The sequence below is a fragment of the Pseudomonas sp. MPR-R2A5 genome (assembly GCF_058793055.1).
The window spans coordinates 95,534-118,264 of record NZ_JBXAFK010000008.1; the positions used below are offsets into that span (position 1 = coordinate 95,534).

Consider the following 22,731-nt stretch of genomic DNA (forward strand, 5'->3'; position numbering starts at 1 on the left):
ACCTATGCAGAAGTTACTGATTCCATCGTTACTGGGCCTGGCGATCTTCGCCGGCGCGGCCAGCGCCGCCGCGCCACTGCGTCCACCCCAGGGCTACTTCGCACCGATTGAAGCGTTCAAGACCGGCGATTTCAAGAATGACTGCGATGCCATGCCCACGCCGTACACCGGCCCGCTGCAATTTCGCAGCAAGTACGAAGGCTCCGACAAGGCCCGCTCCACGCTGAATGTGCAGTCGGAAAAAGCCTTTCGCGACAGCACCGCCGACATCACCAAGCTGGAAAAAGACACCAGCAAGCGCGTGATGCAGTTCATGCGCGACGGTCGTCCGGAGCAGTTGGAATGCACGCTCAACTGGTTGACCAGCTGGGCCAAGGCTGACGCGTTGATGTCCAAGGACTTCAACCACACCGGCAAGTCCATGCGCAAATGGGCACTGGGCAGCATGGCCTCGGCCTATGTCCGCCTGAAGTTCTCCGACTCGCATCCGCTGGCCAACCACCAGCAGGAATCGCAACTGATCGAAGCCTGGTTCAACAAGCTGGCGGACCAGGTGGTCAGCGACTGGGACAACCTGCCGCTGGAAAAAACCAACAACCACTCCTACTGGGCCGCCTGGTCGGTGATGGCAACCTCCATCGCCACCAACCGTCGCGACCTGTTTGATTGGGCCGTGAAGGAATACAAGGTCGGCGTCAACCAGGTCGATGACCAGGGCTTTTTGCCCAACGAGTTGAAGCGTCAGCAACGCGCCCTGTCGTACCACAACTACGCGCTGCCGCCGCTGTCGATGATCGCCAGTTTTGCCCTGGTCAACGGGGTTGACCTGCGCCAGGAAAACAACGGCGCGCTCAAGCGCCTGGGCGACAAGGTGCTGGCCGGGGTCAAGGATCCAGAGATCTTCGAACAGAAGAACGGCAAGGAACAGGACATGAAGGATCTCAAGGAAGACATGAAATTCGCCTGGCTCGAACCCTTCTGCACCCTCTACACCTGCGCGCCGGATGTACTCGAACGCAAGCACGGGATGCAACCGTTCAAGACCTTCCGCCTCGGCGGCGACCTGACCAAGGTCTACGACCCAGCACATGAGAAAGGCAACAAAGGTTCCTGAGTGAACTCGGTAAAAATGTGGGAGGGGGCTTGCCCCCGATAGCGGTGTATCAGTTGATGCATCCGGTGACTGACTCACCACCATCGGGGGCAAGCCCCCTCCCACATTTGACGCCGGTTTCGACAGTGAGATTGCAATACAACCTCCCCCGACATCGTGGGGGGGTTTGGGGGGGCTCTGGCCCTTGACTGTTGGTTAAACATGGAGAGATCGGGATGGTTTTCTCGTCCAATGTGTTCCTGTTTCTGTTCTTGCCGATCTTTCTCGGCTTGTACTACTTGAGCGGGCAACGCTATCGCAATCTGCTGCTGCTGATTGCCAGCTACGTGTTCTACGCCTGGTGGCGAGTGGACTTCCTGGCGCTGTTCGCGGCCGTCACGCTGTGGAACTACTGGATCGGCCTCAAGGTTGGTGCAGCCGGCGTGCGTACCAAGCCGGCCCAACGTTGGCTGCTGCTTGGCGTGGCCGTCGACCTGTGCATCCTCGGCTACTTCAAGTACGCCAACTTCGGTGTCGACAGCATCAACGTGATGATGAAGTCGGTGGGTCTCGAGCCGTTCATCCTCACCCACGTGCTGCTGCCGATCGGGATCTCGTTCTACATCTTCGAGTCCATCAGCTACATCATCGACGTGTACCGTGGCGATACCCCGGCGACGCGCAACCTCATCGACTTTGCGGCGTTCGTGGCGATCTTCCCGCACCTGATCGCCGGCCCGGTGTTGCGTTTCCGCGACCTGGCCGACCAGTTCAATAACCGCACCCATACCCTCGACAAGTTCTCCGAGGGCTGCACGCGGTTCATGCAGGGTTTCATCAAGAAGGTGTTTATCGCCGACACCCTGGCGGTGGTGGCGGACCATTGCTTTGCCCTGCAAAACCCCACCACCGGCGACGCCTGGCTTGGCGCGCTGGCCTATACCGCGCAGCTGTACTTCGACTTCTCCGGCTACAGCGACATGGCCATCGGCCTGGGCTTGATGATGGGTTTCCGCTTCATGGAAAACTTCAAGCAGCCGTACATCAGCCAGTCGATCACCGAGTTCTGGCGGCGCTGGCACATCAGCCTGTCGACCTGGCTGCGTGACTACCTGTACATCACCCTGGGCGGCAACCGCAAAGGCACGCTGACCACTTACCGCAACCTGTTCCTGACCATGCTGCTCGGTGGCCTGTGGCACGGTGCGAACATCACCTACATCGTGTGGGGTGCCTGGCACGGCATGTGGCTGGCGATTGAGAAAGCCATCGGCCTCAACACCGCACCACGCAGTTTCAATGTTGTCCGTTGGGCCTTCACCTTCCTGCTGGTGGTGATGGGCTGGGTCATCTTCCGCTCCGAAAACCTGCATGTGGCCGGCCGTATGTACGGCGCGATGTTCAGCTTTGGCGAGTGGTCGCTCTCGGAACTCAACCGCGCCAACCTCACGGGCCTGCAAGTGGCAACCCTGGTGGTGGCGTACGCAACCCTGGCGTTCTTCGGCCTGCGCGACTTCTACACCAACCGCCCCGCCGAAAAAACCAAGCCGGCAGACCCAAGCCTGATCAAGGCCGTGCCTGGCGATGACCCGGGCAGCATCCACCAGCCTGGTTTCACCGTGGGTAAAGACGCCGCTGTGCAACCGGCCTACTGGACCGCTGACTGGCCACGCTACGCCATGCGCGCCGCGGTGCTGCTGCTGTTCGTGGCATCGATCCTGAAACTATCGGCGCAGAGCTTCTCGCCGTTCCTTTACTTCCAATTCTGAGGGAGCCGACCATGACCCGTTCATTCCGCGTCCTCTATATCGCACTGTTCCTGCTGGTGCTGCTGGCCCTGGGCGCCTGGTCGATGCGCAGTTTCTTCGGCTTCAGCACCAACGCTGATGCGACCGTGCTCAACGGTCGCTGGACCAAGGCCGTCGAGACGCACTACGACGACCAGTTCCCGATCAAGCGCATCGGCACCAACCTCTGGGCCGCGCTGGACTACAAGCTGTTCAATGAAGGCCGCCCTGGCGTGGTGCTGGGTCGCGATCACTGGCTGTACAGCGACGAGGAGTTCAACCCCGCCGTCAACGAAGACCAGAACCTGGAAGGCAACTACGCCCTGGTCGAGGGCGTGCGCCAGAAACTCAAGGCCCAAGGCATTGAGCTGGTGATGGCGATCATTCCGGCCAAGGTACGCCTGTACCCGGAACACCTGGGCGAAGTGAAACCGGCGAGTATCCACGCCAACCTGTACCAGGACTTCCACGCCCGTGTCGCCGCCGACCACATCATCGCCCCCGACCTGCTGGGCCCGCTGCAACAGGCCAAGCTGGGCGGCAAGCAAGTGTTCCTGCGTACCGACACCCACTGGACCCCGGACGGCGCCGAAATCGCCGCCAAGCAGTTGGCTAAAACCATTGCCGACAAAACCCCACTGAACGGCGAACCGCAGCGCTTTGTCACCGAAGCCGAAAAGACCGAACCGCATAAAGGCGACCTGCGTCTGTTCCTGCCCCTGGACCCACTGTTCGAAAACCTGATGCCACCGAAGGAGCCGTTGGAAAAACGCGTGACGCACCTGGCCGAAACCAAGGGCGACGACGCGCTGTTCACCGACAGCGAAACCCCGGTAGCACTGGTGGGCACCAGCTACAGCGCCAACCCCAACTGGAACTTCGTCGGTGCGCTCAAGCAAGCCCTGGGCAGCGACGTGGTCAGCTACGCCGAAGACGGCCACGGCCCGATCCTGCCGATGCTCAGTTACCTGAAAAGTGACGACTTCAAGAACAGCCCGCCACAAGTGCTGATCTGGGAGTTTCCTGAACGTTATCTGCCCGTGAACAACGAAATCGGTGATGCCGACCCATCGTGGGTTGCGCAACTTAAACAAGCCGGTTCGCGCCAACAAAACATGGCACTGAACACCCCAGTTAAACACCAAAAATCCGAGACGCCCGACCGGGCGCAAAACTGAAAGAGAGGTAACTCACATGACTTTCACTACTACTCCGCGTCGTCTCGCCAAGACCCTGGCACTGGTTGCCGGCATGAGCGTTGTATCGATGTCTGCCTTCGCCGGTGGTGACGCCGCCCTGTACGGCCCTGTCGCACCGAAAGGCTCCAGCTTCGTGCGCGTCTATAACGCCTCCAACCAGGAAGTCAGCGCGACAGTTGGCAGCACCAACCTCAACGAAGTGGCCCCACTGGCCAGCAGCGACTTCAGCTTCATGCCCGGCGGCGACTACAGCGCCAAGGTCGGCAGCCAGACCGTACCGGTCAAGCTCGCCGCCGATCACTACTACACCCTGGTCAACAACAGCAGCGGCCAGCCTCAGCTGATCGAAGAACCGCCGTTCAAGAACAAGCAGAAATCCCTGGTGCGCGTACAGAACCTCAGCGACAAGGCCCTGACCCTGAAAACTGCTGACGGCAAGACCGAAGTGGTCAAGTCCGTGGCGGCCAAGGGCCGTGGCGAGCGTGAAATCAACCCGGTGAAGGTGAGCCTGGCGTTGTATGACGGTGACAAGAAAGTCGGCGATGTGAAGCCGGTTGCGTTGGAGCGCGGTGAGGCAGCGGTGCTGTACGTCACCGGCTCCGGCAGCAGCCTGTCGCCAGTGTGGGTGAAACGCCCTGTGTCGACCCGCTAACTATTTCCCGGACTGACGCCCCCCCACTGTTGGAGCGAGCTTGCTCGCGAAAATCGCCAATGATGACGCGGAAATTCTGGATGTACGCGGTGTCTGGGAGTTCTTCGCGAGCAAGCTCGCTCCTACAGAGGACAGAGGCGTCAGTTCGGACCGAGACAAAAACAAGAGTGAAACGACAAACCTTCGTAGCTCTGACCCAAATTGATTCAAGGAGAAACACATGATCCCAGTAATCCTTTCCGGTGGTAGCGGCTCACGTCTTTGGCCGCTTTCCCGTAAACAGTTCCCGAAACAATTCCTGGCTCTGACCGGCGAGCACACGCTGTTCCAGCAAACCCTGGAACGCCTGGTATTCGAAGGCATGGACGCGCCGATCGTGGTCTGCAACAAAGACCACCGTTTCATCGTCAACGAGCAACTGAGCGCGCGCAAGCTGGAAAGCCAGCGCATCCTGATGGAACCCTTCGGCCGCAACACCGCGCCGGCCGTGGCCCTGACCGCGATGATGCTGGTCAACGAAGGCCGCGACGAATTGATGCTGGTCCTGCCCGCCGACCACGTGATCGACGACCAGAAAGCCCTGCAACGCGCCCTGGCCCTGGCCACCGTGGCTGCCGAGCGAGGCGAGATGGTGCTGTTCGGCGTGCCGGCGACCCGCCCGGAAACCGGCTATGGCTACATCAAGTCCACCAACGATTCGCTGCTGCCCGAAGGCGTGAGCCGCGTGCAACAGTTCGTGGAAAAACCCGATGAAAAACGCGCCATCGAGTTCGTCAAAAGCGGCGGTTACTTCTGGAACAGCGGCATGTTCCTGTTCCGCGCCAGCCGTTTCCTCGAAGAGCTGAAAAAACACGATCCGGACATCTACGACACCTGCGTGCTGACCCTGGAACGCAGCGAGCAGACCGCCGATACCGTGACCTTCGACGAAGCCACCTTCGCCTGCTGCCCGGACAACTCCATCGACTACGCCGTGATGGAAAAAACCCAACGCGCCTGCGTGGTACCGCTGAGTGCCGGCTGGAGCGACGTGGGTTGCTGGGCCTCGCTGTGGGCGGTCAACGATAAAGACATCAACGGCAACGTCACCAAGGGCGACGTCGTGATCCAGGACAGCAAGAACTGCATGATCCATGGCAACGGCAAGCTGGTATCGGTGATCGGCCTGGACAACATCGTGGTAGTGGAAACCAAGGACGCGATGATGATTGCCCACAAGGACAAGGTCCAGGGCGTCAAGCAGATGGTCGCGACCCTCAACGAACAGGGCCGCAGCGAAACCCAGAACCACTGCGAAGTCTACCGTCCGTGGGGCTCCTACGACTCGGTGGACATGGGCGGGCGCTTCCAGGTCAAGCACATCTCGGTCAAGCCGGGCGCATGCCTGTCGCTGCAGATGCACCACCACCGCGCCGAACACTGGATCGTGGTCAGCGGCACGGCCGAAGTGACCTGTGACGAGAACGTGTTCCTGCTCACCGAGAACCAATCCACCTACATCCCGATCGCCTCGGTGCACCGCTTGCGCAACCCGGGCAAGATCCCGCTGGAGATCATCGAAGTGCAATCGGGCAGCTATCTGGGCGAAGACGATATCGAGCGGTTTGAAGATATCTACGGTCGCTCGACGCCGGTTGAACGTGGCGTGTCGGTGAAAACTATCGCGCAGTAAAACAGTCGTACAAGAAGCCCTCGCCCAACCCATTGCGTCCCCTATCCGCAGTGGGTTGGGTGGGGGCTTTTTGTTTGGGATTTGTGCTGGCTGTGAGGGCCTCATCGGGGGCAAGCCCCCTCCCACATTTGAATGTATTCACAGATCAAAGGTGGGAGGGGGCTTGCCCCCGATGAGGCCCACCCGGCCACCACAGCACTCAAGGTAGCCAATCCCACCTACGCTTAAGTTAGGATGCTCGTTCCCTATTCGAGGTGGTCTCCATGTTCTTCGGCGTTCTCCTGATCATCACCTGGTTGATCCTCCTGCTGCGCTACCCGGCCAAGGCGCTGCCGGTATCGCTTGCCGCCGCTGCCGGCCTGGGCCTTGTCGCGGTCTGGGTGGTCTGGCTGGACAACCGCGAAGCCTCGCAACTGGCGCGCCTGGAGTTGCGCATCAGCTACGCCCCGCAGGAATGCCCCGCCGACCGCCCACTGAAACTGACCCTGAACAACGGCAACGACGTACCGCTGACCGAACTGCGCTGGCGCGTCGCCGCCTATGCGCCGGGTGACACGGTCAACCTGGCCGATAACGTCTACGCGGCCCCCCGCTATCGTGGCCCCGGCGAGTTGCAGGCCGGCGCCACCTGGGACGACTGCCTGCCCACCCCGCCCCTGCGCCCCGGCTATCGCCCGCAAACCCTGGAATTTCGCGCCGAGCACCTGCAAGGCAGTTTCTCGGACTGACAAAGGACTGATCCATGCCCAACGTACTGATCACCGGTTGCTCCAGCGGTATTGGCCGCGCCCTGGCCGATGCCTTCAAATCCGCCGGCTTCAACGTGTGGGCCAGCGCCCGCCGCCCGGAAGACGTCACCGCCCTCGCCGCCGCGGGTTTTAATGCCGTCGAACTCGACGTCAACGACAGCGCCGCATTGCAGCGCCTGGCCGAACAACTGGGCGAGCTGGATGTGCTGGTCAACAACGCCGGCTACGGCGCCATGGGCCCGCTGCTCGACGGCGGTACCGAGGCGATGCAGCGCCAGTTCGAGACCAATGTATTTGCCCTCGTCGGCGTGACCCAGGCGCTGTTCCCGGCCCTGCGCCGCAGCAAAGGCCTGGTGGTGAATATCGGCAGCGTTTCCGGCGTATTGGTCACGCCGTTCGCTGGCGCCTACTGCGCCTCCAAGGCGGCGGTGCATGCGCTGAGCGATGCATTGCGCATGGAACTGGCGCCGTTTGGCATCCGCGTGATGGAAGTGCAGCCCGGCGCCATTAATACAAGCTTTGCAAAAAACGCCGGGGCCCAGGCTGAGCTGTTGATCAACGAACAATCGCCGTGGTGGCCGTTGCGCGAGGGTATCCGGGCACGCAGCCAGGCCTCCCAGGACAAGCCCACCCCGGCCAGCGTGTTTGCAGCGGATGTGCTCAAGGCCGTGCAACAACCACAGCCGCCGCGCCTGTTGCGCGCGGGCAATGGCAGTCGGGCGTTGCCGTTGATGGCGGCGTTGTTGCCCAAAGGATTATTGGAAACCGTGTTGAAAAAACGCTTTGGTTTGAATAGGAGTTTGTAAATGATCGACTACAGCGACTTTTTCGAGGAAGTGATCCAGACCCATGTCGAGATCGAACAATGGTTTGCCGGCGTGGCGCCTGAAGACACCCTGCCGAGGCTGCTCGCGCGCTTCTCGCCGGAGTTCAGCATGATTGCGCCCTCCACCGGCACACGCATGAACGCGGCAGGGGTCAAGTACCTGTTCACCCGCCTGGGCGGGCAGCGGCCAGGGTTGAAGATCACCTTGAGCGAACTGATCGGCATTGACCGGCATGCACGCGGCGCCGTCGTCAGTTACCGCGAACATCAGATCGACGACAGCGGCACCCAGACCGATCGCCGGGCCACGGTGGTATTCGAGAAACAGGCCAGCGGCGCGCTGTTGTGGCGTCATTTGCACGAGACGTACTGCCAGGCCTGAACCCACAGGCAACACCCCGCCAATACGTGCGTAAGCTCCCCACGCTTGCGCGCGCAGCCCATCGCCCTGAGCCCCCCTCATGGGTGTCAATACAATTTCGCTACAGAACTGAACGGACACTCTCGCTAGAGTCACGCGCTGACTTCTGACGCAACGCGCTCAGACCTCATGCCCGCTTGTCGTTGATCGCTGTCCGCATCGATTCAGCACAGCCGTTCCGGTACCTCTTGGGTGACCCCTATCAAGCCTTCAAACACATCGCGCGCCTGTCGGACGCTGCTCACACTGTCACTGGGGTTAACTGCGGTGACAGGCTGTTCGGTCGCGCCTCTGCCCGCGTTGAAACCGCCCGCGCCCGAGGCATGGCGCAACGCACCGTCCCCTCTGGCGCCGGCCAGGCCCGACCTCAATCGGTGGTGGCAGGCATTCAATGATCCTGAACTCGATACCCTGGTGGATCAGGCACTGCAAAACAACCTCGACGTCGCCGCCGCAGTCGAGCGCCTGCGGGCTGCGCGTGTGTTGAGCCAACATTCTCAAGCCCCCTATCTGCCCTCGCTCGGGATCAAGACCCACGACGCGATAAGCCCGGACACCAGCAGTTCGTACTTCTTGATCGGCTTCGATGCGCAGTGGGAACTGCCACTGTTCGGGGCCAGGCAGAGCGCGGATCGCATCGCTGAGGGTAACCAGGCGCTGGTGGCCGCCGACTTGCGCAGCGTCCAGGTGTCGCTGGTCGCCGAGGTCACCCGGCAGTGGGTTGAGCTGCGTTCGGCGCAACAAACCGAACGCGCGCTGACGGCCATTCGTGACGCGCAGCAGGAAAAACTGGCGCTGCTGCGTGTGCGCGAGCAACTTGGCCTGGCGCCGCACGCTGACGTGGCGGACGCCGAGGCTGACCTGGCGCGCGCCGAGAGGCAACTGAGCGCACCACAACAACAGATCCAACGCCATGTGCAGCAGTTGGCGCTGTTGGCCGGTCGCCCCGGGCCCGACCCTCGCTGGCTGAAGCCCGGACCACAGCCCGCACTCGGCCAATGGCAACTCAACAGCGTGCCCGCGGACCTGCTGCGCACACGCCCGGAAATTACCAACGCCGAGGCCGAGGTGCTCGTGGCCGCCGGGGAGTTGGGGATGAGCCGTGCCGATATCTACCCGCACCTCAGCCTGGGCGCCTCATTGCAGTGGTCGCTGAACATTGCCAGCAACCGCAAGCACACGCCCAACGGCAACAGCATTTTCTCCGCCGGGCCGGGGATCAGTATCCCGTTGTTCGACTGGGGCCAACGTGTAGCCACCGCGCGCGCCAAAGGCCACCTGTTGCAGGCCGCGGTTCTGGCTTATCGCCAGGCGGTGTTGCAAGGCGTCGCCGAAGCCGAAATCGCCCTGAGTGACCTCGAACAAACGCGCCTGCGCGAGCACGCCTCGCGCCAGGCCCAGAGGGCGACACAGACCCACCTGGAGGCCTTGCAACACCGGGCACGCCTGGGGCTCATGAGCCCACTGGAGCTGACGACCGCCAACGTGCAGGCGCTCCAAACCATGCAACAGGCCGACAGCGCAAGCACCGAACGGGACATCGCCTACATCGCGCTTTATAAAGCCCTGGGCGGCGCGCCGTTACCGAACCCGACCTTGAAGGATGCTGACTGATGGTGGCGCTTGCCCGTCTGACACTGGTCCACGAATGGCGGCGCTTCCTGCCCGCGATGATTGCCGTGGGCTTCGCGGGGTTGCTGCAGTTGCTCCAGGCCGCGCTGGTGCTGGGTATTTTCGGCAGTGCCAGCGTCTATATCACCGGCTCTACGGCTGACCTCTGGGTCGGTTACCCCGGCACGCAAAGCGTCAACCTCGGGAGACCGATCGATGCGGGCGTGGAAATGCGCCTGCGCATGGACGCCGACGTACTGCGCGTCGAGTCGTTTCGCTGGGTCGACGCCGATTGGCGCGGTGCGCGAGATACCGGTGGCGTGTCGGTGTTTGTCAGCGGCATCGACGCCGGGCCAGACGGCCTGATGTTTGCGCGCGCCCTGCCGACGGCACTGCGCGCCCGCCTGGCCGAGCCCGGCGCGGTGATCGTTGACCGCGCCGACCTGAGCACCCTCGGCGTGAACCTGGGGGACGCCGCGACCATCAACGGGCAACGTGTGCGCGTGGTGGGCGTCACCAGCGGCCTGCGCGCGCTGGGCGGGGTCAACGTGCTGGCGTCGCTGGCCACTGCCCGACAGCTCGACACCACCACGGCAGCGGACCGCATTACCTACCTGGTGGCCAAAGTGCGCGATCCCGCTCAGGCAGGCGCTGTTGCCGCGCGCCTGAGCGACGGCCGCGCGTTCGGCAACTACGCGGTATGGACCGCAAAACAGTTCGCCCAACGCTCGCAGATGTATTGGATGTTCGACACCGGTGCCGGGGCCGGCGTGCTGTTTCTGGCCGCGATTGTGTTCCTGGTGGGCGCGGTCATCACCAGCCAGACGCTGGTCGCCGCCGTCGTGGGTTCCATCCGCGAGTACGCCACCTTGAACGCCCTTGGCGTCGGCGTGAACGCCCTGCGCAAAGTGGTCATGGAGCAGGCTTTCTGGGTCGGGGCACTGGGGCTGCTGGGCAGTTCGGTGCTCGCCGGCCTGTTCTTCGCCCTGGCGGCGCACTACAACGTGCCGGTGCAGCTCTCGCCCGTCGCGGCCGTAGCCTGCCTGTTCCTGAGCATGCTCCTGGCACTTGTGTCGGGCCTGGCGGCCATCCGCACCTTACGCCATGCCGACCCGGCCAGCCTTCTGAGATAGCACTGCCATGAGCCTCCTGACATGCGCCCCACCCTTCACCCTGCAAGCCAGCAATATCAGTAAATCATTCACCTCGGGGCGGGTCGTAACCCCAGTGCTGCATGACATTAGCTTGGCGATACGACCCGGCGAGCTGACCCTGATCTCAGGTCCGTCCGGTTGTGGCAAAAGCACGCTACTGGCGATTCTCAGCGGCTTGCAGCAGCCCGACCGTGGCAGCGCATCGGCCCTGGGGCACGACCTTTCAAGCCTCGACACGCGGGCCCTGGAGTATTTTCGCCTGCGGCACACCGGCTTCATATTCCAGGGGTTCAACCTGTTTCCAGCCTTGACGGCGCAGCAACAGGTCGAACTGCCCTTGAGCTACCTGGGGCTGCCGAGCACGGAAGTCCGAGCACGCGCCATCGAGGCGCTGGAGGATGTCGGGCTGGGCCCGCGCATGAAACTGCGCCCGGCCGAATTGTCCGGCGGCGAAAAGCAGCGCGTAGCCATTGCACGCGCCGTGGCGAAGGCCCCCGAGTTGTTGTTCGCCGACGAACCGACCAGCGCCCTCGATGCGGCCAACGGCCAAATCGTGATCGATATTTTGCACCGCATCGCTCGCACACGCGGGACCACGGTGCTGTGCGTCAGCCACGATCCGCGCCTGATCAGTAACTCCGACCGCGTGTTGACCATCGAGGACGGCCGCATTTTGAACGATCAATCCCTTCCCTTCCCACCGGCCGCTACGGTCGGTACCCAGGAACATTCTGTATGAACGCGCGTTCGCTTCGCTCTTGGCTGCTTCTGAATACCGCACTTGTATTGCTGAGCGCCTGCTCCCGTGAAGATGCGCCCCCTCAGCCGACGTCATCGGCCCCCGCCTACCTGGCCGTCGCTCGCGGCCGTATCGATGTGGAAGGCGGTTTGCTCAAGCTCGGCGTGAGCCGCGACGGCGTGGTCGCCGAGATCAAGGTGGCGGAGGGCGAGCAGGTCAAGAAAGGCCAATTGCTCGCCACGTTGGACAGCGAACTGGCACAGCTGGCGGTCAGCGCCGCGCTGACCGAGCAACGACAGGTGCAGACTCAAGCCAAACAGTTGGCAAGGCAGCTTAAGTTTGCCGAGCAGCAGGCCAGCCGCCTGACCGCCGCCGCCAAGGCAGGCGCCGGCGACAGCCAGAGTGCCGATGAGGCCCACGAGGCCGCCGAGCGCTTGCGCGACGAGATTGAAAAGACCCAGACAGACGCTGAAGTCGCGGCGAACAAGCTGACTGCAGCACGCTACGAACTGGCGAAACACAGTCTGCGTGCGCCGGTCGACGCCGAAGTGGTTCGTCGCCTGATTCAACCCGGCGCCGCGGTCTCCGCACAGTCCGGGCCGGCCTTCGTGTTGCTGCCGAACCAGGCGCGTATCGTCAGGGCCGAGCTCAATGAGTCCTTCACCGGCGTGGTGCTCCCCGGGATGAAGGCCGAAGTCACCGATGACAGCGCCGCAGGCTCCGTTGTGCTGTCCGCCCATGTGGTGCGGATCAGCGCGGTACTGGGCAACAGCACCCTGGAAGACGACGCCTTGGTCAGGGCCAATACACGTACGGTTGAATGCATATTGGCATTCGATCAGCCGGCGCCGCAGTCGCTGCGGGTGGGGCAGCGCATGCTGGTACGGTTTGGGCCGTAGGTCATGGTCACGACCCGGCAACCCCGGCAGATGTTCAGTGCTGGAGAGGGTCGACAATCACCGTGCAGGTGATCCCCGCCGCCAACAACACGCCTTCGGGCACTTCATCGATATGAATCCGCACCGGCACGCGCTGGGCCAGGCGCACCCAGTTGAAGGTCGGGTTCACATCGGCGATCAACTCGCGACTCTCCGGGTTGTCGCGGTCGTAGATGCCGCGCGAGATGCTTTCTACGTGGCCCTTCAACGTCTCGCCGCTCATCAGTTGCATATCGGCTTTGTCACCGACTTTCACGTGGGGCAGCTTGGTTTCTTCGAAGAAGCCGTAGACCCAGAACGAATTCATATCGACCACGGCCATCTTCGCTTCGCCGATGCGCGCGTAGTCGCCGCGATGCACATTGAGGTTGGTGACGTAACCGTCGACGGCCGCCACCACTTGCGTGCGCTTCAAGTTCAGTTCGGCGGCTTCCAGTTGCGCCAGCGCATGCTGGTAGTCGGCCAGGGCTGAGTCGGCGATGTTGCTGGCGTCGTCGCGGTTTTCCTTGGAGATCACCAGAGCGTCGAGGTCGGCACGGCGGTGAGCGTTGACCTTGCGCATTTCCCAGGTGGCTTTGCGGGACGCCACCAGGGACTGCGCCTGCTTGACGGCGATGCGGTAGTGCTCGGGGTCGATCTGCATCAGCAGGTCGCCCTTTTTCACCAACTGGTTGTCGCGCACCGGCACGTCGACCACTTCGCCGGTGACGTCGGCCGCGACGTTGATGATGTCGGCGCGCACACGGCCGTCGCGGGTCCAGGGTGTCTCCATGTAATGCACCCACAGCGTGCGGCCAATCCAGATTGCCAAAGCCAGTACCAGCAAGGTCGCAAGCAGGCTGAAAAACTTTTTCATCGGGGCATTCTCAACGGTAGACGGTCAGCGCCAGGGCGCCGAACAGGCAAACGAACAGGCTCAGGCGCAGCAACGCCGGGTGCCAGAAAAAACGGTACAGGTCGAACCCGGCCAGGAAGCGATCAAGCGCCCAGGCCAGGCCCGCCGCGATCAAGAACATCAGGGTCATGGTCGGCATATAGACGCCGTGGAAGGCGATTTCACGAGGCATGCGGGGATCCTTTGAGGGCCGCCAACGGCGATTGCGGGTCCAGCAACGAGGTGCGGATAAAGTGCAGGTAGCTCTTCACCCGGCGCAGGGCAGATGTGTCGAAGTGCGGGGCGAAGGGTTCGTCGGTGGCCTGTACACGGCTGATCGCGTGGTCGACGGCAATCAGCCCGCGCTCCAGGTTGCTCGCGCTGGGTTGCAGGAACAGTCGCACCAGCGAGCGCCCCATTACCCGGATCGCCTGGCGCCACGGCTGGGATTCGGCATAGGCCGGGTGCACCGGCAGGATCGCCTGTTCCTTGCGCAACTCGATGATCGCGTGGCCGACTTCCAGCACCACGAACATCCAGCGCAGCAAATCGCGCTGCACCTGCGGCTGGCCGACGGCGAGGCCGTAGGCCTGGTGAAGCAGGTCGCGGGTACGGCTTTCGAAACTCGACGCCAGGCCCTTGAGCTTGCCGCTGATCGCATACACCACTTGCTCGCGCAGGTCCTGCTCCAGGCGGCGCCACAGCCAGCGGCTGTTGGGCGGCAGGATGATCGCCCCCGCCGCCGCGCACACCAGCATGCCGAGGATCATGGCGATGTAGTCATTGATAAAGCTGTAGGGGTTGTAGACCGTGAGGTTATCCGGCACCGAACCGGTGCTGAAAAAGATCAGCAGGCCCACGCCCACCCCGGCGTATTGCGGACGTGAAGCGAGGAAGGCGCCGAGGATGATCACCGGCGCGAGCATCACGCACAGCAACGGGAAGCCATCGATCCAGGGGAACACGAAGAACATTTCGACAAAGCCGACCAGCGCGCCGATGAACGTGCCGCAGGCCATCTGGAACGCCATGCGCTTGGGGTTGGGCGTGGCGGCGGACAGGCCGACGGTGGCGGCGGCGATCATGGTCATGGTGGCGCCGCTGGGCCAGGCGGTGGCAACCCAGTAACTGCCGAGCACGATCAGGATGAACGATGCGCGAATGCCCGAGGCGGCGCAGGCCAGCCAGTTGGTTTTCGGGCTGAAGGTTTCGTCCCACTGTTCGCGCGCATGGCTGTGGTCGGCCAGGGAGGCGTGGGTCTGCGCGTAGTTGTGCAGGTCGTCGACAAAGCGGTAGAGCAGCTCGTAGGCGGTGTGGAAATCCAGCTGCTCGGCCTCGCTCGGGTGCCCCTCCTGGAAGATCGCGCGCAGGCTGCGCACCTTGGCGGGCAGGCCATCCTTGTAGGCGCTCAGCTGGTTGACCAGGCGCGCGGCGTCGGGGCTGGTCAGGGCACGCCCGGAGAAACCGTCGAGCACTTCGGCAAGGTCCTGCAACCCCGGCTTGATCGCCGCGACAACGTGATCGGCAGCGTCGGCGCGCAGGCGTTCGAGCAACTGGTGCAAGGCATTGAAGCGCGTGGTGATGCTCATGAACTCGCTGTTGAGACGACTGAGCCGGCCGTTGCGTCGACGCATGTGCGGGTCTTCGAATACGGTGAGGCTGCGCAACCCTTCCAGGCCCACGGCTTCGGCGATAAAGCGCACATTGGCGGCCTCGAACCCTTCACGCTGGCTGCGCCCGCGCAGGCCATCGGTGACGAACAGCGCGAACACGCCGAAGCGTTGGTACAACGCATTGCGCATCGCGGCGCTGGAGGTCTGCGGCAGGATCGCGGCGCTGACCAGCGTGGAACAGAGAATCCCCAAGGAGATTTCCAACACCCGCCATACCGCCGCCATAAAGGCGCCATCGGGATGGGCCAGGGCCGGCAAGCCGACCATCGCCGCTGTATAGCCCGCGAGCACAAACCCGTAGGCGCGAAAGTTGCGATTGCGTGTCGCGCCAGCGGTGCAAATGCCGACCCAGATCGCCAGCGCCCCCAGGAACAACTCGGTGTTCTGCGCAAACAACGCAATCAACAACACCATCACCGCCGACCCCGCGAGGGTGCCGAGGAAACGATAGAAGCTCTTGGCGAACACCTGCCCGCTCTGCGGTTGCATCACGATAAACACGGTGATCATCGCGGTGCGCGGTTGCGGCAGTTCCAGACGCATGGCCAGCCACAGCGTGAGGAAGGCAGCGATCAGCACCTTGAAGATGTACACCCAAGTCACGCCATCACTGCGTGCCCAGTCGAAAAAGCCACGGCGCCACTCAAGGGAGTGCAACCAGCGCAGCGGTGCAGGCAAGGGAGTCATGAACGCCTACTCAGTGATCAAACACGGCAAGCGCCGCAGGGGTTTTGCTCGGGAGGGTCCTGGTGTCCTGCGGAACGTCGTCGCCGGCTCTGACGCCGCCGCCCAGGGCGGTCACCAGTTCGGCATGCGCGCTCAAGCGGGCCGCCTGCACTTGCTGCTCGACTTGCTGCTGGCGGAACAACAGGGTCTGGGCGTTCAGCACATTGAGGTAGTCGGTAAGGCCACGCTGGTAGGCGATCATCGCGATGTCGTAGGTTTTCTGCGCCGAGGCCACCGACTGCGCGGCAAAACCCGCCTGCTTGTCCATGGATTCGCGGCGGATCAACTGGTCGCTGATGCCCTTGAGCGCATTGACCAGGGTCTGGTTGTAGCGCGCCACGGCAATGTCATAGCCGGCGCTGGCCTCGCCCAACTCTGCCCGCAGGCGGCCGCCATCGAAAATGGGCAAGGTGATCGCCGGGCCGACGTTGTAATTGAATTTCTTGCCGGCGAGAAAGCCCAGCAGGCCACCGCCGGTGGCCATGTAGCCGAGGCTGCCGACCAGGTCGACATTGGGATAGAAACCGGCATGCGCCACATCGATGCCACGGGCTTGCGCCGCGACCTGCCAACGGCTGGCGACCACGTCGGGACGCTGGCCAAGCAGTTGCACCGGCAGGCTCGATGGCAACTTCAGGGGTGCCGCAAGGGACAACGTGGGGCGTTGCAACTGCGCGCCCTCCCCCGGCCCCTTGCCCGCCAACGCGGCCAACTGGTTACGGCTCAGGGCGATTTCTTCGTCCAGCGCATCCAATTGACGGTGGGTTTCCGGCAGCGGGGTTTCGGCCTGGCTGACATCGAAATGGGTGCCGATCCCGGCGTTCAGGCGCTTATTGGCCAGGTCGAGAATCTGCTGTTGCTGGGCCAACGTCGCCGCGACGATATCGCGGTTGGCGTAGTGCAACGACAGCTGGATATAGGCGCGTACCACGTTGTTCTGCAATTCCAGCTGAGCCTGGCGGGCTTCCGCCGCGCTCATGTGCGCCAGGTCGACGGCACGTTCGGTGGCATTGCTTTCACGGCCCCACAGGTCGAGTGCATAGCTGAAGCCCAGGGACGTATTGTTGTCCCAGGTGTTGGAACCGCTCAATGCACCCGGGCCGTAGAACTGATCGTTCGGCCAGTTGTGGCGTTTGAGGGTGGTGTCACTGTTGATCTGCAACGACTCGGCCGACTCGGCAATCCCGGCCATGGCCCGCGCTTCGCGCACCCGAGCAGCGGCGATGGCCATGCTTGGGCTGTCACGCGTAGCGAGGTCGACCCAGCGGTTCAATTGCGGGTCGCCGTAGGCTTGCCACCATTGGGCGGTGGGCCAGTGGGCGTCGCGGGCGGCGCTCTGGATCGCCTCGTCGGTGGCCAATTGATTGGCGTCGAGGGCCTGGCCTTGGGGGGCGATTCCTCCGGTTCCGATGCAGCCGCTGATTGCTAACGATAAGGCGCAAACACTGAGAGCCTTCAGCTCCCTGTAAATGAGAGTCTTCAGCTCTCTGCTGATGCGACGCGGCACGGCGAACGAATTCCTGAGGTGGGTGTTGCGGGGAAGGTGGCGCAATTCTAGGCGGCCAGGGGAATGGCGATAAGCTGGTATTCCTGTGAATCTTTGTTACCGTTCAGGCGATAATCCGTTGGTAGGGATCACTGGACGGCGTAACTTTCTGTCACAATTTGTTATCTCCCCTGAGAACACTCCATGGACACTTTGCAAAACATGCGCGCTTTCAGTTGCGTGGCCGAAGCCGGCAGCTTCACCGCCGCCGCCGCCCAACTGGACACCACCACTGCCAACGTCTCGCGCGCAGTCTCCAACCTGGAGGCCCATCTGCAAACCCGCTTGCTCAACCGCACCACCCGACGCATCGCACTGACAGAAGCCGGCAAACGTTATTTGCTGCGCTGCGAACAGATCCTGGCCTATGTCGAGGAAGCCGAGGCCGAGGCCAGTGACGCCCATGCACGCCCGGCCGGGCAGTTGAAAGTGCATACCATGACCGGTATCGGCCAGCATTTCGTCATCGATGCGATTGCGCGCTACCGCCGGACTCATCCCGACGTGACCTTCGACCTGACCCTGGCCAACCGCGTGCCAGACCTGCTCGACGAGGGCTACGACGTGTCCATCGTGCTGGCCAGCGAGCTGCCGGATTCGGGTTTCGTGTCCCAGCGCCTGGGCATTACCTACAGCATCGCCTGTGCCTCGCCGGATTACGTCAAGGCCAAGGGCTGCGCGCAACGCCCCCATGACTTGCTCAACCACGCGTGCCTGCGCCTGGTCAGCCCGGTGATCCAACTGGACAAATGGACCTTCAACGGCCCCGAAGGCCAGGAAAGCGTAGCGATCAACACCTCGCCGTTCCTGGTGAACTCGGCCGACGCGATGAAAACCGCGATCACCAGCGGCATGGGCGTCGGCCTGCTGCCGGTGTACGCCGCCATCGAAGGCTTGCGCAACGGCACGCTGGTGCGGGTCATGCCCAACTACCGGTCCCAGGAATTGAACCTGTACGCCATCTACCCGTCGCGCCAGTACCTGGATGCGAAGATCAAGACGTGGGTGGAATACCTGCGCGGCTCGCTGCCGGAGATTCTGGCGGCGCACCAGGCGGAACTGGTGGCGTATGAGGTGAGCGGCAGCCTGGGCAGCGTGCGGATGGCGAACTGATATTAAACGACCCCACTTGTGTAGTGAGCGGGCTGTTGTGGCGAGCGGGTTTGCCATAATGCCGTTCAGTTAAGCGTACATCGCCTTCTGTAGGAGCGAGCTTGCTCGCGAAAAACGTCAACGATCACGCGTGTTTCCTGAATCAACGCGGCGCCTGTGAGTTCTTCGCGAGCAAGCTCGCTCCTACAAAAAAGCCTTAACTGAACGGCATTAGGGCTTGCCACAACAGCCCGCTCGCCACAGGCGTTGCTGTGCGGCAGCGCTGAGTCGGAGATTCAGCGGGATCTCCCACAGCGGTGCATGTCCTGACAATCGTAACCAGGAATGTTAGCGTGCTTGGCATTCTTCCGTAGTCGATGAGCCCGCCTGCAATGAAAAAGACTGTCCTCGCCTTCAGCCGTATCACCCCGCCCATGATCGAACGCCTGCAACAGGATTTCGAGGTGATCGCGCCCAACCCCAAGCTGGGTGACATCAATGCACAGTTCAACGAAGCCCTGCCCCATGCCCATGGCCTGATCGGCGTGGGCCGCAAGCTGGGCCGCGAACAGCTCGAAGGGGCGAGCAGGCTGGAAGTGGTCTCCAGCGTGTCGGTGGGCTACGACAACTATGACGTGCCGTACTTCAACGAGCGCGGGATCATGCTCACCAACACCCCTGACGTACTTACCGAAAGCACCGCCGACCTGGCCTTCGCCCTGTTGATGAGCAGCGCGCGCCGCGTGGCCGAACTGGATGCGTGGACCAAGGCCGGCCAGTGGAAAGCCAGTGTTGGCGCACCGCTGTTTGGCTGCGATGTGCATGGCAAGACCCTCGGTATCGTCGGCATGGGCAATATCGGCGCGGCCGTGGCCCGTCGCGGGCGCCTGGGGTTCAACATGCCGATCCTGTACAGCGGCAACAGCCGCAAGACCGCGTTGGAACAGGAACTGGGCGCACAGTTTCGCAGCCTGGACCAATTGCTGGCCGAGGCGGATTTCGTCTGCCTGGTCGTGCCGTTGAGCGACAAGACCCGTCACCTGATCAGCACCCGCGAACTGGGGCTGATGAAATCCAGCGCCATCCTGATCAACATTTCCCGTGGCCCGGTGGTGGATGAACCGGCACTGATCCAGGCCCTGCAAAACCACACCATTCGCGGCGCCGGCCTGGATGTGTACGAGAAAGAACCGCTGAGCGAATCGCCGCTGTTTCAACTGAGCAACGCGGTGACCCTGCCGCATATCGGCTCGGCCACCGACGAAACCCGCGAAGCCATGGCCAACCGCGCGCTGGACAACCTGCGCGCGGCCCTGCTGGGCCAACGCCCGCAGGACCTGGTTAACCCACACGTCTGGAAAGGCTGACAGGAATCCGATGTGGGCGGGGGGCTTACCTAACGCCAGTCAGTTAAGGCTTTTTTTGTAGGAGCGAGCTTGCTCGCGAAAAACTCACAGGCGCCGCGTTCATTCAGGAAGCACGCGTTATCGTTGAGGTTTTTCGCGAGCAAGCTCGCTCCTACAAAAGAGAAAGCAATGTACGCTTGACTGACTGACTTTAGGGTTGATCCGCCCACATGGATTCACCCCAGCACAAAATCCGGTTAAAGCCTGGCCCGCCCAAGTCGATAACCCTCAATAGAAGTTCGTCATCCTTGATTCACAGAAGGTTTTTATGTCCACCACTAAAGCCCGCGCAGACTCACTCTCGCTTCTGCTCTTTACCTTGCGTAGCGGCAAGCTGATGGCTATCAACCTGCTGAAAGTCAGTGAAATCATCCCCTGCCCGCCGCTGACCAAGCTGCCGGAGTCCCACCCCCATGTGAAGGGTATCGCCACCTTGCGCGGGGCCTCGCTGTCGGTGATCGACCTGAGCCGTGCCCTGGGGGAAATGCCCCTGGCCGACCCGGACGGTGGTTGCCTGATCGTCACAGACGTCAGCCGTTCCAAACAGGGCCTGCATGTGCAGGCGGTAAGCAAGATCGTGCATTGCCTGACCACCGATATCCGCCCGCCACCCTACGGTTCGGGCGGCAACCGCTCGTTTATCACCGGGGTCACGCAGGTGGAAGGCGGGCTGGTGCAGGTGCTGGACATCGAAAAAGTCATCCACGCCATCGCGCCGGCGCCGATTGAAGTGGCACCGACCGACTTGACCATGGAAGAGGCCGAAGTGCTCGGTAACGCGCGGATTCTGGTGGTCGATGACAGCCAAGTGGCATTGCAACAATCGGTGCACACCCTGCGCAACCTCGGCCTGACCTGCCATACCGCACGCAGTGCCAAGGAAGCCATCGACGTGTTGCTGGAGCTGCAAGGCACGGTCGAACAGATCAATGTGGTGGTCTCGGACATCGAGATGTCCGAGATGGACGGCTACGCCCTCACCCGCACGTTGCGCGAAACCCCGGACTTCCAGGACCTCTATGTGCTGTTGCACACCTCCCTGGACAGTGCGATGAACAGCGAAAAGGCCCGCCTGGCCGGAGCCAACGCAGTGCTGACCAAATTCTCCTCGCCGGAACTGACCAAGTGCCTGGTCGTCGCCGCCAAGGCCGTGGCCGAAAAAGGCCTGTAGGCGGTGGCCGAGTATTTCCAACTGCTGCGCCGCGACCTCACCGGCAGCCTGCCCGCGCCGCAATGGCCGGCCGGGACGGTGTTGGATCATTATCGCGACGACCTGGCCCCGGCCATTCATGCGGTATTGCGCATGACCCAGGCCCAGGGCGGTGGCCGCGTCGCCCAGCTGGAAACCTGGCGGCACCAATTCATTACCGATGCCGAATTCGACCCCACGCTCTGCCTGGTCGCCAGTAACGGCGAAGGCGTTCTCGGCGTGGCCCAATGCTGGACCAGCGCCTTCATCAAGAACCTTTCAGTTCACCCTTGCGCCCAGGGCCAAGGGCTGGGCCGGGCCCTGTTGCTGCATGCCTTCCAAGTGTTCAAGCAGCGCGGTGAACCCTATGTGGATCTCAAGGTACTGGAAAGCAACCTGCGCGCGCGCAAGCTGTATGAAAGTACGGGCATGGTCTTCGTACTGCGGGATGTGGTCGTCGAGGACTGACAGAGGCTGGCGCATAACTTGCTTCCAGAGTCATTGAATGGTGGAAAGAGGTCATAACCCGTCGCCGTTCGAGCGTGCCTTCTGACCTTGCCTGGTGACAGTTCCGCCATGAACACTCATTTTTCCTGCGTCGGTTGCGGCAAATGCTGCACCGACCACCACGTCCCCCTGACCCTCGAAGAAGCCCGACAGTGGGCGGCTGACGGCGGTAATGTCATCGTTCTGGTGGAGGGTTTTCTCGGCAATGGCCTGGGCCTGCCCCAGCCACAACGTGAACACGCAGAACGCCGATCAGTGGTGGTGCCCAGCGGCAATACCGAAGCGTTCGTGGCCATCACATTTGCCGCCTACAACGCTGGACGCTGCCGGAATCTTGACGAAGACAACCTGTGTCGCATCTATGAGCGCCGGCCACTGGTGTGCCGCATCTACCCGATGGAGATCAACCCGCATATCCCGCTGAACCCGGCTGCCAAGGATTGCCCGCCGGAATCCTGGGAACAGGGCCCGGCGCTGATCGTCGGCGGTGAGTTGATGGACCTGGAACTGGCGGAACTGATCCGCCGCTCGCGCCAGGCCGACCGTGACGATGTGCGGACCAAGGAGGCGGTGTGCGCCTTGCTGGGTATTCGGACCACGGCGCTCAAGGGCGATGGGTTTACCGCATACCTGCCGGACATGGGCGCGTTTGCCCAGGCGATCGAGCGGGCGGCGGACCAGCCGAGCGTGGCCAATGAGTGGGTGTTTCATGTGTCGGGAATGGACATCGCCGAACAGCTGCTCGACGCCGGGGCGCAGATTGCCACCGAGGTGCCGGCCAATTATGCGTTCATCCCGTTGCGAGCGGCTTAGCCTTTCAGGCCCGCTCACGATAGCGGGCGACATTCCCAGCGCATGTTCCGCGCAATTATTAGCC

The 22,731-nt window shown here is 62.5% G+C and carries 20 protein-coding genes and 1 pseudogene; 17 read left to right on the forward strand and 4 right to left on the reverse strand.

What is annotated here, in order from left to right; genetic code table 11:
* Window positions 1–4: 4 nt before the first annotated feature.
* From AC1Q6I_RS08740 to AC1Q6I_RS08795, 12 genes and pseudogenes are all read left to right on the forward strand, one after another.
* Window positions 5–1,114, forward strand: coding sequence for a mannuronate-specific alginate lyase (locus tag AC1Q6I_RS08740; RefSeq protein WP_102625057.1), 1,110 nt, complete (start codon window positions 5–7; stop codon window positions 1,112–1,114).
* Between the two features lie 215 nt (window positions 1,115–1,329).
* Window positions 1,330–2,862, forward strand: coding sequence for an MBOAT family O-acyltransferase (locus AC1Q6I_RS08745; protein ID WP_024073551.1), 1,533 nt, complete (start codon window positions 1,330–1,332; stop codon window positions 2,860–2,862).
* 11 nt (window positions 2,863–2,873) lie between these two features.
* Entirely contained in the window at window positions 2,874–4,058 is a 1,185-nt protein-coding gene (locus tag AC1Q6I_RS08750) for an alginate O-acetyltransferase (protein ID WP_024073550.1), read from the forward strand.
* Window positions 4,059–4,074: 16 nt separating this feature from the next.
* On the forward strand, window positions 4,075–4,731 hold the full coding sequence (locus AC1Q6I_RS08755) for an alginate O-acetyltransferase AlgF (RefSeq protein ID WP_024073549.1): 657 nt from the start codon (window positions 4,075–4,077) through the stop codon (window positions 4,729–4,731).
* 220 nt (window positions 4,732–4,951) lie between these two features.
* Complete coding sequence (locus AC1Q6I_RS08760; protein ID WP_024073547.1) at window positions 4,952–6,403, forward strand: mannose-1-phosphate guanylyltransferase/mannose-6-phosphate isomerase; 1,452 nt, start codon at window positions 4,952–4,954, stop codon at window positions 6,401–6,403.
* A gap of 263 nt (window positions 6,404–6,666) precedes the next feature.
* Entirely contained in the window at window positions 6,667–7,131 is a 465-nt protein-coding gene (locus AC1Q6I_RS08765; protein ID WP_024073546.1) for a hypothetical protein, read from the forward strand.
* Between the two features lie 14 nt (window positions 7,132–7,145).
* A complete protein-coding gene (locus tag AC1Q6I_RS08770) occupies window positions 7,146–7,958 on the forward strand; it encodes an SDR family oxidoreductase (RefSeq protein WP_024073545.1) in 813 nt (270 codons plus the stop codon).
* A complete protein-coding gene (locus AC1Q6I_RS08775; protein ID WP_102625642.1) occupies window positions 7,959–8,360 on the forward strand; it encodes a DUF4440 domain-containing protein in 402 nt (133 codons plus the stop codon).
* 306 nt (window positions 8,361–8,666) lie between these two features.
* Window positions 8,667–10,013: an efflux transporter outer membrane subunit gene (locus AC1Q6I_RS08780; RefSeq protein ID WP_256581277.1), complete on the forward strand. Its 1,347-nt coding sequence runs from the start codon at window positions 8,667–8,669 to the stop codon at window positions 10,011–10,013.
* A complete protein-coding gene (locus AC1Q6I_RS08785; RefSeq protein ID WP_024073542.1) occupies window positions 10,013–11,143 on the forward strand; it encodes an ABC transporter permease in 1,131 nt (376 codons plus the stop codon). The genes AC1Q6I_RS08780 and AC1Q6I_RS08785 overlap by 1 nt, the downstream gene beginning before the upstream one ends.
* Window positions 11,144–11,252: 109 nt before the next feature.
* A pseudogene (locus AC1Q6I_RS08790) lies at window positions 11,253–11,903 on the forward strand (ABC transporter ATP-binding protein); the annotation flags it as partial.
* Complete coding sequence (locus AC1Q6I_RS08795; RefSeq protein ID WP_024073540.1) at window positions 11,900–12,802, forward strand: HlyD family secretion protein; 903 nt, start codon at window positions 11,900–11,902, stop codon at window positions 12,800–12,802. The pseudogene AC1Q6I_RS08790 and the gene AC1Q6I_RS08795, both read left to right, overlap by 4 nt.
* Before the next feature lie 34 nt (window positions 12,803–12,836).
* Here AC1Q6I_RS08795 and AC1Q6I_RS08800 read toward each other — a convergent pair whose 3' ends face one another.
* Genes AC1Q6I_RS08800 through AC1Q6I_RS08815 form a run of 4 tightly spaced genes read right to left on the reverse strand, consistent with a single transcriptional unit; the run spans window position 12,837 to window position 17,621 of the window.
* Window positions 12,837–13,697 (reverse strand): efflux RND transporter periplasmic adaptor subunit, encoded by an 861-nt coding sequence (locus tag AC1Q6I_RS08800; RefSeq protein ID WP_024073539.1) that lies wholly within the window; start codon window positions 13,695–13,697, stop codon window positions 12,837–12,839.
* A 10-nt stretch (window positions 13,698–13,707) separates the two neighbouring features.
* A complete protein-coding gene (locus AC1Q6I_RS08805; RefSeq protein ID WP_010565658.1) occupies window positions 13,708–13,908 on the reverse strand; it encodes a DUF1656 domain-containing protein in 201 nt (66 codons plus the stop codon).
* Window positions 13,898–16,075, reverse strand: a complete 2,178-nt coding sequence (locus AC1Q6I_RS08810) for an FUSC family protein (protein WP_024073538.1) — start codon at window positions 16,073–16,075, stop codon at window positions 13,898–13,900. Before AC1Q6I_RS08810 ends, AC1Q6I_RS08805 begins: the two co-directional genes overlap by 11 nt.
* Before the next feature lie 10 nt (window positions 16,076–16,085).
* Window positions 16,086–17,621 carry an efflux transporter outer membrane subunit gene (locus AC1Q6I_RS08815; RefSeq protein ID WP_024073537.1) on the reverse strand — a complete coding sequence of 512 codons (1,536 nt, stop codon included), beginning with the start codon at window positions 17,619–17,621 and terminating at the stop codon, window positions 16,086–16,088.
* Between the two features lie 183 nt (window positions 17,622–17,804).
* On the opposite strand from AC1Q6I_RS08815, the gene AC1Q6I_RS08820 reads away from it, so the two are divergent.
* The 5 genes from AC1Q6I_RS08820 to AC1Q6I_RS08840 all read left to right on the forward strand — a co-directional run bounded on the left by AC1Q6I_RS08820 (window position 17,805) and on the right by AC1Q6I_RS08840 (window position 22,667).
* Window positions 17,805–18,773: a LysR family transcriptional regulator gene (locus AC1Q6I_RS08820; RefSeq protein WP_024073536.1), complete on the forward strand. Its 969-nt coding sequence runs from the start codon at window positions 17,805–17,807 to the stop codon at window positions 18,771–18,773.
* Window positions 18,774–19,144: 371 nt separating this feature from the next.
* Window positions 19,145–20,119 carry a 2-hydroxyacid dehydrogenase gene (locus AC1Q6I_RS08825; protein ID WP_024073535.1) on the forward strand — a complete coding sequence of 325 codons (975 nt, stop codon included), beginning with the start codon at window positions 19,145–19,147 and terminating at the stop codon, window positions 20,117–20,119.
* Between the two features lie 307 nt (window positions 20,120–20,426).
* Complete coding sequence (locus tag AC1Q6I_RS08830) at window positions 20,427–21,329, forward strand: chemotaxis protein CheV (RefSeq protein WP_024073534.1); 903 nt, start codon at window positions 20,427–20,429, stop codon at window positions 21,327–21,329.
* A gap of 3 nt (window positions 21,330–21,332) precedes the next feature.
* Entirely contained in the window at window positions 21,333–21,815 is a 483-nt protein-coding gene (locus tag AC1Q6I_RS08835; RefSeq protein WP_024073533.1) for a GNAT family N-acetyltransferase, read from the forward strand.
* 108 nt (window positions 21,816–21,923) lie between these two features.
* The gene (locus AC1Q6I_RS08840) at window positions 21,924–22,667 is read left to right on the forward strand and encodes a YkgJ family cysteine cluster protein (protein WP_102624391.1); all 744 of its coding nucleotides are present in this window, start codon (window positions 21,924–21,926) and stop codon (window positions 22,665–22,667) included.
* The last annotated feature ends 64 nt before the right edge of the window (window positions 22,668–22,731 follow it).